14 protein-coding genes are annotated in these 15,383 nt (G+C 61.8%); 7 read left to right on the top strand and 7 right to left on the bottom strand.

Going from position 1 to position 15,383, the window contains the following annotated elements:
- Positions 1 to 59: 59 nt before the first annotated feature.
- From MFF34_RS07570 to MFF34_RS07555, 4 genes are all read right to left on the bottom strand, one after another.
- Positions 60 to 1,310 carry an IS256 family transposase gene (locus MFF34_RS07570; RefSeq protein WP_238211952.1) on the bottom strand — a complete coding sequence of 417 codons (1,251 nt, stop codon included), beginning with the start codon at positions 1,308 to 1,310 and terminating at the stop codon, positions 60 to 62.
- A 129-nt stretch (positions 1,311 to 1,439) separates the two neighbouring features.
- Positions 1,440 to 1,835 (bottom strand): hypothetical protein, encoded by a 396-nt coding sequence (locus tag MFF34_RS07565; protein WP_238211949.1) that lies wholly within the window; start codon positions 1,833 to 1,835, stop codon positions 1,440 to 1,442.
- Positions 1,825 to 3,228: a PAAR domain-containing protein gene (locus MFF34_RS07560; protein WP_238211946.1), complete on the bottom strand. Its 1,404-nt coding sequence runs from the start codon at positions 3,226 to 3,228 to the stop codon at positions 1,825 to 1,827. The genes MFF34_RS07565 and MFF34_RS07560 overlap by 11 nt, the downstream gene beginning before the upstream one ends.
- Positions 3,229 to 3,345: 117 nt before the next feature.
- On the bottom strand, positions 3,346 to 4,575 hold the full coding sequence (locus MFF34_RS07555) for an acyl-CoA dehydrogenase (protein WP_085273281.1): 1,230 nt from the start codon (positions 4,573 to 4,575) through the stop codon (positions 3,346 to 3,348).
- A gap of 140 nt (positions 4,576 to 4,715) precedes the next feature.
- Between MFF34_RS07555 and MFF34_RS07550 the strand changes: the two genes are divergently transcribed.
- Both MFF34_RS07550 and MFF34_RS07545 read left to right on the top strand, forming a co-directional pair.
- A complete protein-coding gene (locus MFF34_RS07550; protein WP_238211944.1) occupies positions 4,716 to 5,642 on the top strand; it encodes a LysR family transcriptional regulator in 927 nt (308 codons plus the stop codon).
- Between the two features lie 185 nt (positions 5,643 to 5,827).
- Positions 5,828 to 6,982, top strand: coding sequence for a cysteine desulfurase family protein (locus tag MFF34_RS07545; RefSeq protein WP_238211942.1), 1,155 nt, complete (start codon positions 5,828 to 5,830; stop codon positions 6,980 to 6,982).
- 138 nt (positions 6,983 to 7,120) lie between these two features.
- Here MFF34_RS07545 and nfsB read toward each other — a convergent pair whose 3' ends face one another.
- A complete protein-coding gene (gene nfsB / locus MFF34_RS07540; protein WP_238211940.1) occupies positions 7,121 to 7,774 on the bottom strand; it encodes an oxygen-insensitive NAD(P)H nitroreductase in 654 nt (217 codons plus the stop codon).
- A gap of 103 nt (positions 7,775 to 7,877) precedes the next feature.
- Between nfsB and MFF34_RS07535 the strand changes: the two genes are divergently transcribed.
- From MFF34_RS07535 to MFF34_RS07525, 3 genes are read left to right on the top strand one after another with little or no spacing between them, the layout of a single operon-like run.
- Positions 7,878 to 8,801, top strand: coding sequence for a LysR family transcriptional regulator (locus tag MFF34_RS07535; protein ID WP_238211938.1), 924 nt, complete (start codon positions 7,878 to 7,880; stop codon positions 8,799 to 8,801).
- A 48-nt stretch (positions 8,802 to 8,849) separates the two neighbouring features.
- Positions 8,850 to 9,680 carry an AraC family transcriptional regulator gene (locus MFF34_RS07530; protein WP_238211936.1) on the top strand — a complete coding sequence of 277 codons (831 nt, stop codon included), beginning with the start codon at positions 8,850 to 8,852 and terminating at the stop codon, positions 9,678 to 9,680.
- Between the two features lie 50 nt (positions 9,681 to 9,730).
- A complete protein-coding gene (locus tag MFF34_RS07525; protein ID WP_238211934.1) occupies positions 9,731 to 10,315 on the top strand; it encodes a LysE family translocator in 585 nt (194 codons plus the stop codon).
- A gap of 63 nt (positions 10,316 to 10,378) precedes the next feature.
- Here MFF34_RS07525 and MFF34_RS07520 read toward each other — a convergent pair whose 3' ends face one another.
- Entirely contained in the window at positions 10,379 to 11,578 is a 1,200-nt protein-coding gene (locus tag MFF34_RS07520; protein WP_027593822.1) for a sugar transporter, read from the bottom strand.
- Between the two features lie 202 nt (positions 11,579 to 11,780).
- Between MFF34_RS07520 and MFF34_RS07515 the strand changes: the two genes are divergently transcribed.
- Positions 11,781 to 13,097, top strand: coding sequence for a hypothetical protein (locus MFF34_RS07515; protein WP_238211926.1), 1,317 nt, complete (start codon positions 11,781 to 11,783; stop codon positions 13,095 to 13,097).
- 64 nt (positions 13,098 to 13,161) lie between these two features.
- Here the strand turns inward: MFF34_RS07515 and calA are convergent, their stop codons facing one another.
- A complete protein-coding gene (calA, locus tag MFF34_RS07510; protein ID WP_238211923.1) occupies positions 13,162 to 14,214 on the bottom strand; it encodes a vanillin reductase in 1,053 nt (350 codons plus the stop codon).
- A 180-nt stretch (positions 14,215 to 14,394) separates the two neighbouring features.
- Between calA and MFF34_RS07505 the strand changes: the two genes are divergently transcribed.
- On the top strand, positions 14,395 to 15,300 hold the full coding sequence (locus tag MFF34_RS07505; RefSeq protein ID WP_238211921.1) for an AraC family transcriptional regulator: 906 nt from the start codon (positions 14,395 to 14,397) through the stop codon (positions 15,298 to 15,300).
- Positions 15,301 to 15,383 lie beyond the last annotated feature (83 nt).

The raw sequence follows: 15,383 nt of genomic DNA, 5'->3' as shown, positions 1-15,383 counted from the left end.
ACTGTCAGTATTTTTGTGTTCGGGCCGGTAATGGCCTGCCGCCAGGCAGGCCCTGATTTTCACCAGGCGGGCCTGATAAACCGATCTCCGTACAGAATCGCAAATTGATTCATCGCGCTTTTCCAATCATGGGCCGGTTTTCCCCAATTGGCTGTTATGTTGCGCAATCCCAGCCAAATCAGTTTTGTCGCTGCGTCATCATTCGGGAAATGCCCTCGAGTCTTGATGACCTTGCGTAGCTGGGCGTTGATGCTCTCGATAGCGTTGGTGGTATAGATCACCTTCCGGATGGCGGGCGGGAAGACAAAGAATGGAATCACGCGATCCCAGGCGCGTCTCCAGGCAGCCACCACCGTTGGATATTTCTCACCCCACGGCCCGCTCTCAAACTCATCAAGGGCTTGCTCAGCCGCTTCGGCATTAATGGCTTGGTAAATCGGTTTTAACTCCTTGGCCAGTGCGCGCCGTTTGTCCCAGGCCGCATAGTCCAGGCTGTTGCGGATCAGATGCACGATGCACGTCTGCAACGTTGTCTCTGGAAACACGGCACTGAGGGCTTCTGGCATGCCTTTAAGGCCATCGGTCACGGCAATCAGCACGTCCTCGACGCCACGTGTTTTGAGATCGTTGAACACCTTCATCCAGAACTTCGCACCCTCAGTGTTCTCGATCCAGATGCCTAGGATGTCGCGCGTCCCGTCGGGTAGAACGCCCAAAGCCAAGTAAATGGCCTTGTTGCGCACCAGGCCTTCTTCGCGAATCTTCACCCGCAGCGCATCAAAGAAAATGACCGGGTACATCGGCTCCAGTGGCCGCTGTTGCCACGCGCCAATTTCGTCCATGACCTCGTCTGTCACAGAGCTGATGAAGTCGGGTGAAACGTCCGTGCCGTATTGCTCAGACAGGAATGCCCGGATCTCTCTGACCGTCATTCCACGGGCGTACATGGCGATGATCTTGTCGTCGAAGCCGGTGTAACGGCGCTCATGCTTGGGGATCAGGATGGGCGAGAAGCTGCCGTCCCGGTCCCGAGGGATATCCAGGCGTAGCGGACCATCGCCTGTCAGCACGGTCTTGCCGCTTTTGCCGTTGCGCTGGTTGGTTTCATCCTCCGGGCGCTGCGCGCCCGGAGGATAGCCCAGGTGATGACCCAGCTCTGCGTTCAGAGCTCGCTCAATCAATGCCTTCTTGAAGGCAGCAGAGGCTTCTTCGATGGCTTCTGCGGTCATCAGCGGGGCGGCGGAAAACTGCTCAAGCAGCTCTTTCGGAACCTTCGGTAACTCTCGAACCGGTTTCTTTTTGGTTGGCATACATGCACCTCTTACTCATGTTATGCCCGAACACAAAATTTCTGACACCCTCGACTAACGCGCTTAATACGTGCAAACTCAGCGATTCTTAGACGCAACTATTCATCAAAAATACAAAAACTAGAATTACTACACCTTGGAAATCTTGATAAGCAAACCCGCAAACATCATCCAGGCAAAACCGATGATAGCTAGCCAAGTAGACACTGCCAACCATCGCTTCAGCTTTGGCGGAAATCTTTTTAGTTCTTCAGCATCCACTTGACCGCGGCGCAACACAAACCAGGGGAACGTGACTAGGCCACCAATAGCACAAACCAACATTAGTCGCCATTTAAAATAAGATCCACCCCAGGTTACTTTCAAGCACTCTATATACGAATTACTTGTAACCGAAGAGCAAACAATCTGATAATGACGAGTCAACGTTATATACGCACTTATTGCAAAGCCTGACATGGAAATAACAAATGGCATAATTACAAACGACAGCTTTACAGCTATAGGCCATGTATTAATATCCATAATTTGATACCTCATAGATGAATTCCCCTGTCCCCTCCCCCATGACCTCACCTAACTTACCGCCCGCGAAGCTACCGCCGCCAACTAATAAAATTCCGCATAATGGAATTGCTAAACCCGCAGTACCCACAGTAAAAGCAGCACACACCGTACCAGCCGCTGCACCGGCTACCAACGACCCTGCCATTCCACCACCCACGCTCCCGCTAAATTTTCCTGTTTCTACGAAACGGGCTTTCCTGCAAGCCTCTGTACTCCCAGCCTGACAAACCTCTCTCACATTGAGGTACGACGAAGCCCCGCTCAGTCCAATTGCAGCATTCCCGCCGTGTTTGAGGTAATTGGAGAGTTTCGCCACTTTATCGAGATGCGTCGCATACCCCGGTATCTGCCCCGCCCCACCCGCTTTCGACCAATGGTGCACCAGGCTCTTGGTCGAAATATTCAGACTCTTCTTCAGCCGCTCATAACTGCCCAAGTTCAGCTGTTTGTTAAGCAATGCCGCCTTCAACTGTCCATCCAGCTGCTGCAACAGCTGACGCCGCGAGACGAAGAATTCGCGACTGTTCAAATGCCCATGCCGCAAAAACTCACGCTGATGCAATTGCTCGATCTGGTTCAAGGTGTTGCGGACCTGTTTCAACCCTTGATCCAGCATGTCCTTGCCCACGCCCATCGATTGGCTGGCATTGCTGAGCAAGCCGGCAATATCAGCCTGGTGCTTCATCATGAAATCCGATTCGGCAAAATCCAGCGCCGCCAACGCGTGCCGGGCGTCCTGAGCGGCAGCCATCAGCTTGGCTTCCTCACGGGTACAGGCATCGCCATTATCTGGGTCACCAATGACGAAAATTTCCCCAGCCTTGAATCCTTGATCGTAGGTAGGATTAAGCCGCTGCAAACGGGAAATGGGTAACGTGGCGTCCTGCTCGGCCAACCGCAGCAGAACCTGAGAGAACGACATGCTTCTGGGAACCACATAAAAGCCCGGCTCCATTGTCCCCGGCAATGCTGTAACTGACCCTCGCGAGCAGTTGCCTGCTTGAGCACCCGCGGTTGGCACAATAGACATTCCGCGGTTAGACGCAAAAGTCCGGAGAGGTGGCGGTGCCACATCCAGCGGTGCTACGACTCGGTTACTACCGGGCGGGCAACCACAGTTCACCAGCGCCCCATCCATGGCCACGGCATGGCCATCAGAGAAGAAATGCAAAACGCCTTCAGCGACGGTCCCTTCATCACCGCAGAGGGGACAGGGTGTTGTCCTGTCGCCCTCCCTGAGCACCCTACGCCCATCGCTCAAATAGCAGGGATCAGTCGCGATGCAAACAGCGCCCGTCGTGGTGACATCACCGTCTACCGCCTGACCTTTTCCTCCCAGGTTGACACGCATCGACACGCTCTCAGTGCATAGGTGAGGTGTCGAAACCTAACAGCTGCAACAGCGCTTTTAGTGCCTGAACGTGAAAACCAGACACTTCCTACAGCAATTACGAAATCTGCTTACAAATCACTTGGAACTACGCAACATCTCCACCGGCACATACTTGCCAATCTCATACTTGCCAATCGCCGCCCGATGCACTTCATCCGGCCCGTCGGCCAGGCGCAAGGTGCGCTGCATGGCGTACATATACGCCAGCGGGAAATCACCGCTCACCCCGGCGCCACCATGCATCTGGATCGCCCGGTCAATCACCTTCAAGGCCACATTCGGCGCCACTACTTTGATCTGCGCAATTTCGCTGCGGGCCACTTTGTTGCCGACCGTGTCCATCATGTAGGCCGCTTTCAGCGTCAACAGGCGGGCCATGTCGATTTCCATGCGCGAGTCGGCGATCTTGTCGACGTTGCCGCCCAGGCGGGCCAGCGGGCGGCCGAAGGCTGTGCGCTCCACGGAGCGTTTGCACATCAATTCCAGCGCCCGTTCGGCCATGCCGACCGAGCGCATGCAGTGGTGGATGCGGCCTGGGCCGAGGCGGCCCTGGGCGATTTCGAAGCCACGGCCCTCACCCAGAATCACGTTCTCGTAAGGCACCCGCACGTTCTCGAACAACACCTCGGCATGGCCATGCGGCGCGTCGTCGTAACCGAACACCGGCAGCGGCCGGACGATCTTCACGCCAGGCGCGTCGGTCGGCACCAGCACCATCGAGTGCTGCTGATGGCGCGGCCCTTCAGGGTCGGACAGGCCCATGAAGATCATGACCTTGCAGCGCGGGTCACAGGCCCCGGAGGTCCACCACTTGCGGCCATTGATCACCCACTCATCGCCATCACGCACAGCGGTGGCGGCCATGTTGGTGGCGTCCGAGGAGGCCACGTCCGGCTCGGTCATGGCGAACGCCGAGCGGATCTCCCCGCGCAGCAGGGGCTCAAGCCACTGGCGTTTCTGCGCCTCGCTCCCATAACGCACCAGCACTTCCATGTTGCCGGTGTCCGGTGCCGAGCAGTTGAACGGCTCTGGCCCGAGCAGCGAGCGGCCCATGATTTCGGCCAGCGGGGCATATTCCAGGTTGCTCAGCCCGGCGCCGTACTCCGACTCGGGCAAGAACAGGTTCCACAGCCCCTCGGCGCGGGCCTTGGCCTTGAGCTCTTCCATGATCGCGGTGGGCTGCCAGCGATCCCCCTCGGCGACCTGGCGCTCGAACACCGCCTCGGCGGGATAGACATAGGCATCCATGAACGCGGTGACGCGCTCACGCAGTGCCTGGACCTTGGGCGAATAGGCGAAATCCATCGGGGCTACCTTCACGGTTCGTAGGACATGGGCCAGAGCCTAGAGCAGCACGCGCCCATCCACCTAGTCTATTTTCCGCGTGTATAAACATTCATAACCGATATATGATCGGGCAATAACTCCAACAACGAGCGGCGCACATGAACCTCAGCAAGGTCGACCTCAACCTGTTCATCGTCTTCGACGCGATCTACACCGAAGCCAACCTGACCCGCGCCGGGCAAATTGTTGGCATCACCCAACCGGCGGTGTCCAATGCGCTGTCGCGGCTGCGCGAAACCTTCAACGACCCGCTGTTCGTGCGCACCGCACAAGGCATGGTGCCCACGCCGATGGCGCAGAACATCATCGGCCCAGTGCGCAACGCCCTTGCCCTGCTGCGCACCTCGGTGCAAGAAAGCCGCATCTTCAACCCGCAACAGGCCAACAAGACCTTCCGCATCAGCATGACCGACCTGACCGAGGCGGTGATCCTGCCGCCGCTGTTCCAGCGCCTGCGCCGCCTGGCCCCTTCGGTGCTGATCGAGAGCTTCCTGTGCAAACGTCGCGAAACCACCAAAGAACTGGCAGCCGGGCGGCTGGACTTTGCCGTCGACGCCCCGCTGAACACCGACCCGCAGGTACGCCACGTCAAACTGATGCAAGACCGCTATGTCTGCGCCCTGCGCCAGGGCCACCCGCTGGCCGACAGCAAACTGACCCTCGACAGCTACCTGGGCATGACCCATATCCATATCTCCAGCCGCCGCAATGGCCTCGGCTATGTGGACCTGGCCCTGGGCAAAATGGGGGTGCAACGCAAAGTGGCCTTGCGCTCCCAGCACTACCTGATGGCTTCGCAGGTGCTGCAGCAGACCGACATGGTGATGACCGTCCCCGAGCGTTTCGCCCGCCGCCATCAACTGCGCTACCAGGCATTGCCAGTGGATGTACCAGCGCTGGAAACCCACCTGTACTGGCATGAAAGCACGGATCAGGACCCCGCCAACCGCTGGATGCGCGAACAGATCATCGAGTTGTGCGAACGCGTGGTGGCGGAGGAAGAACGCACGCTGGAAACGGCCTGACGTTCCTACCATCGTACGGATTGCAGCCTGCTGGAGAATTATTTTCTCTACCAGCCTGCATGCATAGAATTATTTACCAAAAAGGTGCGAATCAACCAAACAGAAGGCAAAAATGTTTGCCCAGGGGCCGGGTACGCTTACTGCAACGATCACTGAATCCCACGTGACAGACACGGACCCGCCCCATGCCCAGCGCCCCGCTCTACTTCGACTACGCCGCCACCACGCCCGTTGACGACCGCGTCATCGAAACGATGCTCGCCTGCCTTGGCCGCCAAGCCAACTTCGGTAACCCCGCATCCAGTGGCCACGCCTATGGCCAAGCAGCCCGCAATGCTGTGGAGCAGGCGCGCCAGCAGGTCGCCGAACGCGTCGGCGCCCGCGCCGATGAGCTGGTGTGGACATCAGGCGCTACCGAGTCCAACAACCTTGCGCTCAAGGGCATCGCCCAGGGCATTGGCGAGCCGGGCCACCTGATTACCAGCCAGCTGGAGCACAAGGCCGTGCTCGACACGGTCGCTGAACTGGAGCGCCAAGGTTGGGCCGTTACCCGCCTGGCTGTGGATGCTTCGGGCCTGATCCAGCCTGAAGCCGTGCAGGCCGCACTGCAGGCCGATACCCGCCTGGTCTCGCTGATGGCGGTCAATAACGAACTGGGCACCGTGACCGATTTTGCGGCGATTGGCGAGCGTGTGCGTGCCCACGGCGCGCTGTTGCATGTGGACGCCGCGCAGGCGGTGGGCAAACTGGCCATCGACCTGGCAGCAATGGCGGTAGACCTGATGTCGTTCTCGGCCCACAAAGTTTACGGCCCCAAAGGCATCGGCGCGCTCTACGTTGGGCCGCGCGCGCGCGAGCTGATGCGTGCGCAGATGCACGGTGGCGGGCATGAACACGGGCTGCGTTCCGGCACCCTGGCGACCCACCAGATTGTCGGCATGGGCAGCGCCTTTGCCCTGGCCGGCCAGCCGGGGGACAGCGAACACCAGCGCATCGAGCACCTGTCCCAGCGGCTGCGCGATGGGTTGCTGGCCTTGCCAGCGGTAAGCCTCAACGGCTGCGACACACAGCGCATTGCGCATACCTTGAACCTGTGCATCCAGAGCCGAGGCTTCAACAGTGCAGCGTTGGCCAGTGAGTTGGCATTGTCGACCACGTCAGCGTGTAATTCGGCGAGCAATGCGCCATCGCATGTGCTGCTGGCACTGGGGCTGGATGAAAGCCGGGCACGTAACAGCGTGCGGTTGAGCATTGGGCGGTTCAGCACCGAGGCTGAAGTGGACAAGGCAATCGAGGTGTTTGCCAGGGCTGTGACAGCGGCGTCAGTGTCGTTGTGGTAAAGCTGGCGCCGACGTCCTAGGCCGATGTAGGAGCAGCCTTGCGCTGCGAAGAGGCCGGTGAAAACACCCTTAATCTTCGCAGTGGTTCCGGGCCTCTTCGCAGCACAAGGCTGCTCCTACAGGTTCAGAGAAAGCCGCTCAGAGGAAGGTAAACACCTTCGAAGCCGGCAACCGCGACTTGCTGAGCCCCGCATTGAAGTCAGCCTCACTCCGATAGCCCAGGCTCATGATCACCACACTGGTGTAGCCCTGCTCGCGCAGCCCCAGCTCGGCATCCAGCGCCTTGCTGTCGAAGCCCTCGATCGGCGTCGCATCCAGGCCATGTGCCGCAGCCCCAAGCAGTGCGGTACCCAAGGCCAGGTAGGTCTGCTTTTCCATCCAGTGCTGCACGTCTTTCTGGTCGAAGCGGTGCAGGTCGACGTAGTGACGACGGCTCTGGTTCTGCCCGGCGCGGGCCTGTTCATCGCGAAAACGGCCATCAGCGGCTTCCTGCGCGAGCACCGCATCCAAATGGGCCTCGGTCATCTCGGTACGGGTGCAGAACACGATCACATGGGACGCATCGAGAATCTTTGGCGTGTTGTAGCCGAAGCGCTCTTGGGTGCTCTTGGCCAACCGGGCCTTGCCTTCGGCGCTGTCAGCAACGATGAAGTGCCAAGGCTGTGAGTTGACCGACGATGGGCTGTGGCGCAGTTGCTCGAGCAACGCATCGAGGGTGGCCTGGGGAATGCGACGCGAGGCGTCGTAAGCCTTGGTGGTGTAGCGGCGCTTGGCCAGAGAAACGGTATCCATGCAACAACTCCTGCAGTGAAACGGGATTTGTCGCGCATCTTATCTTTCCTGCAGATAAGAAAAACCGGCAAACTACAGCAACACTTTCATCCTGCGAGTGAAAATGCTGCGCATCACCGACCTCGAACTGTTCGTACGCAGCAGCGTGCTGGGCAGCTTCACTGCCGCCGCCCATGAGGCCGAACTGCTGCCGGGCCAGGTGGCCGCCGCCATCAAACGCCTGGAACGCGAACTGGACGTGCGCCTGTTTGCGCGGACCACCCGCAGCCTGCGCCTTACCGCTGCGGGCGAGTTGTACTTGCCGACCGCGCAGAACGTGCTGGAAAGCCTGCGCCAGGGCCGCGAGGACCTGCACGGTAATGCCAGTACCTTGCGCGGCACCCTGCAAGTTTCAGCCCCTTCTGACATGGGGCGTAACATGCTGCTGCCCTGGTTGAGCGCCTTTCGCCGCGAGCACCCAGCGCTGCACCTGCGCTTCTTTCTGTCCGACCAGATGGCCGACCTCAATCGCGACCCTGTGGACATCGCCATCCGCTACGGCCTCAATCAAGATGCCAACTACATCGCCCTGCCCCTGGCCAACTGGAACCGCCGGGTACTGGTCGCCTCCCCCGATTACCTGGCACGCCACGGCCGGCCACTGACGCCGGAGGCCCTGCAGCAACATGCCTGCCTGTTGTACATGCAACAGAACCGGGTCTATGACAAATGGCGGGTGGGTAACCGCACCGTGCAGGTGCGTGGGCCGCTGGTCAGCGACGACGCCGATGTGATCCGCCGCCTGGCGCTGCTGGGTGAAGGGATCGTCTACAAGTCGTGGCTGGATGTCAGCGCCGACATCGAGGCGGGCGCACTGGAGATTCTGCTGCCCGAATACCTGGGCGAGCCAACGCCGGTCACCTTGGTCTGCCCGCACCGCAAACAGCTGACGCCAGCAGTGACACAGCTGCACCTGTGGCTGCGCGAACGCTTCGAGGCCCTGCGGCCGCGGCTGCTGAACAAGGGCTGCACAATCGTTCCAGACTGAACCGCACGCGTGCGCTAAGGTAGCGTTTTACCCCCACGGCCTGCCCCCATGAGCAACTGGATCGACCTCAAACAAGACGCCGACACCGGCATCGAGTCGGTCCGCGCGCATTTTGTCGGGCATGCCTACGACCCGCACTGGCACGACAGTTTCCTGGTCGGCGTCACCGAGCAAGGTGTGCAGCAGTTCAACTGCCGGCGGGTGCGCCATCGCAGCACGCCGGGCCAGGTGTTTCTGCTCGAGCCCGGCGACATCCACGACGGCCTTGCACCGACCGAGGAAGGCTTCACCTACTCGACGCTGTACCTGGAGCCTGCCTGGCTGGACGATCAATTGCGGTCCTTGTTCGAACACGCACCCAGCGCCGGCCTGCCCAGCTTTGCCGATACCTTGTGCCACGATGAGCGCCTGGCCCGCGCCACCGCGCTGGCCTTTAACAGCGTGCACTACCAGGACCTGCGCATTGTCCGCCAGACCGCCATGGACGACCTGCTGGCCTGCCTGACCCGCCACCTGCACTGGCGCAAACGCGTCAACCCCGACCCGCGCCTACCGCTGACCGCGCAGCGGGCGCGTGACTACCTGCATGCCCACCTGGACCGCGACATCGGCCTGGAAGACCTGGCCCAGGCCTGCGGCGTCGACCGTTTTCGCCTGACCCGGGCGTTCAAAGCCGCCTTCGGCCTGGCCCCGCACGCCTACCTGATCCAGTTGCGCCTGGCCCGCGCGCGGCGCCTGCTCAGCCAAGGCCAGACACCTGCTGAAGTGGCCATGGCGCTGGGCTTTGCCGACCAGAGCCACTTGGGGCGCTGGTTCCGCCGGGCGTATCGGTTGACCCCGGCCGACTACCGCAGGCGCTGCTCAAACCTTCCAGACTGACTGCAGCCAGGCAGCGAACATGGCGCTTCGAACCCTCGGAGCCTTGTGCCATGTCGCAGACGTTGTTGCCCTTCATCCTCTTCGCCCTGGTGGCCAGCATCAGCCCGGGGCCGACCAACTTGTTGATCCTGGCACATGGCGCACAGCAGGGCTTGCGGGCGAGCGTGGCGCCTATCCTGGCCGGCTGTGGCGCGGCGGCGGCCGTGGTGTTCCTGGTCGGGCTGGGGCTGGGCGAGCTGTTACTGCGCCATCCACTGGCCCAGCAGCTGATGAGCTGGGCCGGCGTGCTGTGGTTGAGTTGGCTGGCGTGGCGCATTCTGCGCAGCGCTGGGCAGCCCTTGGACATCAACGCAGACAAGCCTTTCGATGCGCTCAGCGCGGCGTCGCTGCAAGTGGTGAACCCGAAAGTGTGGATGATGGCCGTGGCCGTGATCGGGGTATTTGCCGCGCCGGCACTGCCGGTGTGGCTGTTGGCGCTGGTGTTTCTGCTGATTGCCCTGCCGTGCATGACGGCCTGGGCACTGCTGGGGGTAGGAAGTGCACGCTGGTTGCAAGCGCCTGCGCGGTTGCTGTGGTTCAACCGGGGGTTGGCGGTGGTGTTGCTGGTGTCGGCTTGGGCGACGCTGCTGGGTTGATTGTGATGTTGGCTTTGCCGGCCTCTTCGCGGGTAAGCCCGCGAAGAGGCCAGTACAGGCAAATCAGCCACCTAAGGCATCACGGAACCGCCGGGTACTGGCCGCCGCCAGCAGCAACCCGACAACCGCGACACAGCCTCCGACCAGGCCGATGTCGGCCACGTCCATCTGGCTGCTGACGATGCTGCCCAGCAATGCACCTCCACCAATACCGATGTTGTAAATGCCCGAGAACAAGGCCATGGCCACGTCCGTGGCATCGGACGCCAACTTCAGTGTTTTGGACTGCAGCGACAGGCTGAAGCTCAAAATCGCCACGCCCCAGAACATGCTCAACACAGCAAACGCATAGAAGTTGCCCGACAACGGCAACATCAACAGCAGGCAGGCCGCCAGCAGGCCAATCGAGCCCACCAGAAAACCCTGGGGGAAGCGGTCGCTGTAACGACTGAACAGCACCGAGCCGAACACGCCGGCGCCACCAAACAACAGCAGCAGCAACGTGGTGCGCTCACCGCTGATCTGCGCCACATGCAGGGCAAACGGTTCGATGTAGCTGTAAGCGGTGAACTGCGCAGTGATCACCAGCGTCACCAACAGGTAGGTGATCACCAGGGCCGGGCGCTTGAACAGGATCGGCAAACTGCGCAGCGAACCGGAGTTCTGGCTGGGCAGCAGCGGCAACGACTTCATCAAGCACAGCATGGTGGCCAATGCCACCCCGGCAATGCTGAGGAACGTCACGCGCCAGCCCAGGGCCTCACCCACCACACGGCCCAGCGGGATACCCAACACCATCGCCAGGGTAGTGCCGGTGGCCAGCAGGCCGAGGGCCTTGGCCTGCTGGCCAGGCGGCGCCACACGCACGGCCAGCGACGCGGTAATCGCCCAGAACACAGCGTGGGCCAGGGCGATGCCGATGCGGCTCACCAACAGCATGGCAAAGCTCTGCGACAGCCACGACAACAGGTGGCTGACGATGAACACCAGAAACACGAACAGCAGCAGGCGCCGGCGCTCGATGTTGCGGGTCAGCAGCATCATCGGCAGCGACGCCAGGGCCACGACCCAGGCATAGATGGTCAGCATCAGGCCGACCTGGGCAGTGCTCATGTCGAAGCTGCGGCCAATGTCGCTGAGCAACGCCACCGGGACAAACTCGGTGGTGTTGAAGATGAAGGCCGCGAGGGCCAGGGCGATCACGCTCAGCCAACTGCCGTTACCGGTGGTCGGCGGCACATCGGTGGGTAGGGGTCCGTTCATGGGTGGGGTTCTATTCTCCGCAGGCATGGCGAAAAGACGCGCGTCAGGGGCCAAGTATCGGCCGCGCTGAGGCACGGGTTTGTTATTGGAAGGAATGCCGGCATGGTACGCGTCAATACCGGGCCTCACAACCAGCGGCACATTGCGAGTAACATGCCCGCTTAATGTGAATTGCAAGCGGAACAAGGAGCCCGATCCGCCCATGGACAAGCAACAACCCCAGCAGCAGTGGCAGCAGGCGGTCACCACCTACGCCCAGGCCATCAACCGCTACGTCGCGCAAGGCTGCGCACAGGGCTGGGACAACCTCGAAGAACCACAGCCTGCAGCCACCGAGCACCTGCTCGACGCCTGGCAGGCCGCCTTGGAAGCGATCAACCGCCCGGGGGTGGACGAACAGCAACGCCAAGCCTTCCGCGCCGCCTGGCCGCCCGCCCACCTGCCGCTGGTGCCGCTGCTCGATGCGCATGGGCAAGGCATCTGCAGCGTCCTGCTGCTGGACGACGGCAGCCTGCTCGCGCGCATTGGCATGCCCTATGAAAAGGGCCAGGTGGTGCGCATCGATCAACAAGGCGTAACGCCCGTCATCGGTATCGAGCACTTCGGGCGCTGCCCACAGCGCCGCTACTTTGCCCTGGCCAACGCCGAGGGCGTGCGCGTGACCGATGGCTGGGGCGGCCCGCAGGTCGCTCGCCTGGCCTGGCCTAGCGGGCTCGAAGGCCTGCCAGCGGGTTACCCGTTCGAGCCGCTCGACCTGCCACCCACACCCACCAGCCTGGTGCCCTTCGCCGATGGCCAGCGGGTGTTGCTGGTGAGCGCCGAGGGTATTTACCTGCTGGACGCCGAAGGTGCCATCCGGCTGCTGCCACGCCAGTCGCAGGTACTCGAGGAGCTGGCAGAAGGCACCGACCCGGACGATATTGCCCTGGGCCTGGCCATGGAGCACGGTGCAGTGTCGCCGGACGGGCGTCTGATCGTGGTGGGTGAGCAATGCAGCCGCCACCTGGTGCTGAATGACCAGTTGGAGGAAGTGGCGCAGATCGGCCCCGGCGGCGAATACCCGCACTTCGCCCTGTTCAACCGCAGCGGCGACCAGTTGATCGTCAATGCCTGCCACTTCTACAACGGCGGCACACTGGGGGTACGCGTGGCAGACCTTGCGGGCCTGGACACCGACTATTACAGCGAAGACCCACGCACCCCACTGCTGCAAGACGGGGCGCGGGTGTATGCCGGGGTCGCAGGCGATGGCGAGTACATCGTCGGCGATGCCTACGGCTACCTGCGGGCCTTTGGCGAAGAGGGCACGGAACATTGGCAGCACTTCCTGGGGTCGACCATCAGCGCCATGGACATCAGCGCCGATGGACGCACGCTGGTTGCGGCGAGCCATGCCGGGTTCATCTCGGTGATTGCGCTGGGCAGTGGACGGCCTGAGTGGCAGATCGGTACCGGCGAGCATGGTGAAGTGCGGCGCTGGTTGTTCTGGAAGGGATGGGACAAGGCGCTAGTCTGGTAGGTCTGCACTGGCTTCTTCGCGGGCAAGTCGGACCGCGAAGAGGCCAGTACAGACGACTACTCGATCAGCCCTGAAGCGTGGCCATGTCAATCACAAAGCGGTACTTCACATCCCCAGCAATCATCCGCTCGTAAGCCTGGTTGATATTACGAATATCGAGCATCTCGATATCGCAACGGATGTCGTGCTCCGCACAGAAATCCAGCACTTCCTGAGTCTCGGCGATGCCGCCGATCAGCGAGCCGGCCAGTACCCGACGCTTGAGCACCAGGTTGGCCGCGTGCAGCGCCGGTTCAATCGGTTCGATCAGGCCGACCAGAATATGCACACCGTCGAAGGTGAGGGTTTCCAGGTACGGATTGAGGTCGTGCTGCACCGGAATGGTGTCGAGCAGGAAATCGAAGCGGCCCGCGGCGGCGCGCATCTGCTCGTCATCGGTGGACACGATCACATGGTCGGCACCCTGGCGGCGCGCTTCCTCGGCCTTGGCTGGCGAACGGGTGAACAAGGTCACTTCCGCGCCCAGCGCCTTGGCCAGTTTGATACCCATGTGGCCGAGGCCGCCCATGCCCAGGATGCCTACCTTGTGGCCAGGGCCAACGCCGTGGTGCTTGAGCGGCGAATAGGTGGTGATGCCGGCGCACAAGATCGGCGCAGCGCTGGGCAGGTCCATGCCGGCAGGGATACGCACGACAAAGTGCTCGCTGACAACGATGCTGCTGGAATAGCCACCCATGGTGTTGCTGCCATCGACCCGGTCAGGGGTGGCGTAGGTCATGGTCGGGCCTTCCACGCAGTATTGCTCCAGGTCCTTGGCGCACGCCTCACAGTGGCGGCAGGAATCGACCATGCAACCGACGCCTACCAGATCGCCGACATTGTGCGCGGACACCTTGTCGCCCACCGCGGTGACCCGGCCGATGATCTCGTGGCCCGGCATCAACGGGTACACGGCGATGCCCCATTCGTTGCGCGCCTGGTGGATGTCGGAGTGGCACACGCCGCAGTAAAGGATCTCGATGGCGACATCGTCCGGGCGCGGGCTGCGGCGTTCGAAGGTCATGGGAGCCAGAGGGCTGGTCGGGGTTTGGGCGGCATAACCGATGGCGGTGTACATGCGGGACCTCGCAGATAAGTGAAACGATTCAGGCGGCGCATTCTGCGCGCCATGCCTCACCTCGCCCACCGCAGATCCTCCGGCATGCATGCCTGATTCTCCGGAGTTACCCTCAAGCATCTGACGCTAGACCTTCAATCTGCGATGATGCAACTGTCTGATTCTCTGCCCAGGTTCACCATGCAGCTCACCCGCCATGTCGACGCTAACGCCCCCCTCTGCGCGCTGATCCGCCGCCTCGCCACCCGCCCGGGTTTCGTGCCCACTCACCTGCCCCAGGTGCAGGTGCTGAGCTGGGACCACTATGTCGCCAGTAGCCCGCAAATTTACGAGCCAAGCCTGATGATCCTGGCCCAGGGCAGCAAACTCGCGCGGCTGGGGCCGCGCACCCTGGAGTACGGTGCGGGCCACTACTTGGTCCAGGCGTTGTCGGTGCCGTTCATGTGCGAAACCTTCGCCACCCGCGAGGCGCCGCTGTTGGGCGTGGCAGTGGACATTGACCGCAGCGTGCTCGGTGAATTGGTGCAAAGCATGGACCTGGCACCGGATGCCGCCGTCCAGGCCCAGACCCCGCAATCCATGACGTCTGCAGCGCTGGATGCGCCCATGCGCGAAAGCGTCGAACGGCTGCTGAGCTGCCTGCAAGACCCGCTGGATGCCAAGGTGCTCGGCCCGGCGCGGGTGCGCGAAGTGCTCTATACCGCGCTGCGCGGCCCGCAAGCCGGCGTGTTGCGGGCGTTGGTCGAACAGCAGGGGCATTTCGCCCGCATCGGCGCCGCCCTCGCCCACTTGCGTGAACACTACACCGAGCCCTTGAGCGTCGAGGCGCTGGCGGCACGCGCCAACATGAGCGTGTCGACCTTCCATGAGCATTTCAAACGCTGCACCGACATGGCACCGATGCAATACCTCAAGCGCCTGCGGCTGCTCAAGGCGCAACAGATGCTGATCGGCGAGGGCTTGGGGGTGGCGCAGACGGCGCACCGGGTGGGTTACCAGAGCACGTCGCAGTTCAGCCGCGAGTACAAACGCCAGTTTGACCGTAGCCCGGGGGATGGGGTGGCGTACCAGAGTTTGCCGGTTTGATGGTTGGATGTGGGGGCGTGCGTGAGGTTTTTAGGTGGATGGCTGGGGGCTGTGGTGTGGCTGAAATCGAGCGCCGCCCGCGC

It is taken from the genome of Pseudomonas sp. PAGU 2196 (assembly GCF_022179005.1).
GTDB classification, from domain to species: Bacteria; Pseudomonadota; Gammaproteobacteria; order Pseudomonadales; family Pseudomonadaceae; genus Aquipseudomonas; species Aquipseudomonas kermanshahensis.
This window is presented reverse-complemented; position numbering and strand designations above follow the sequence as displayed.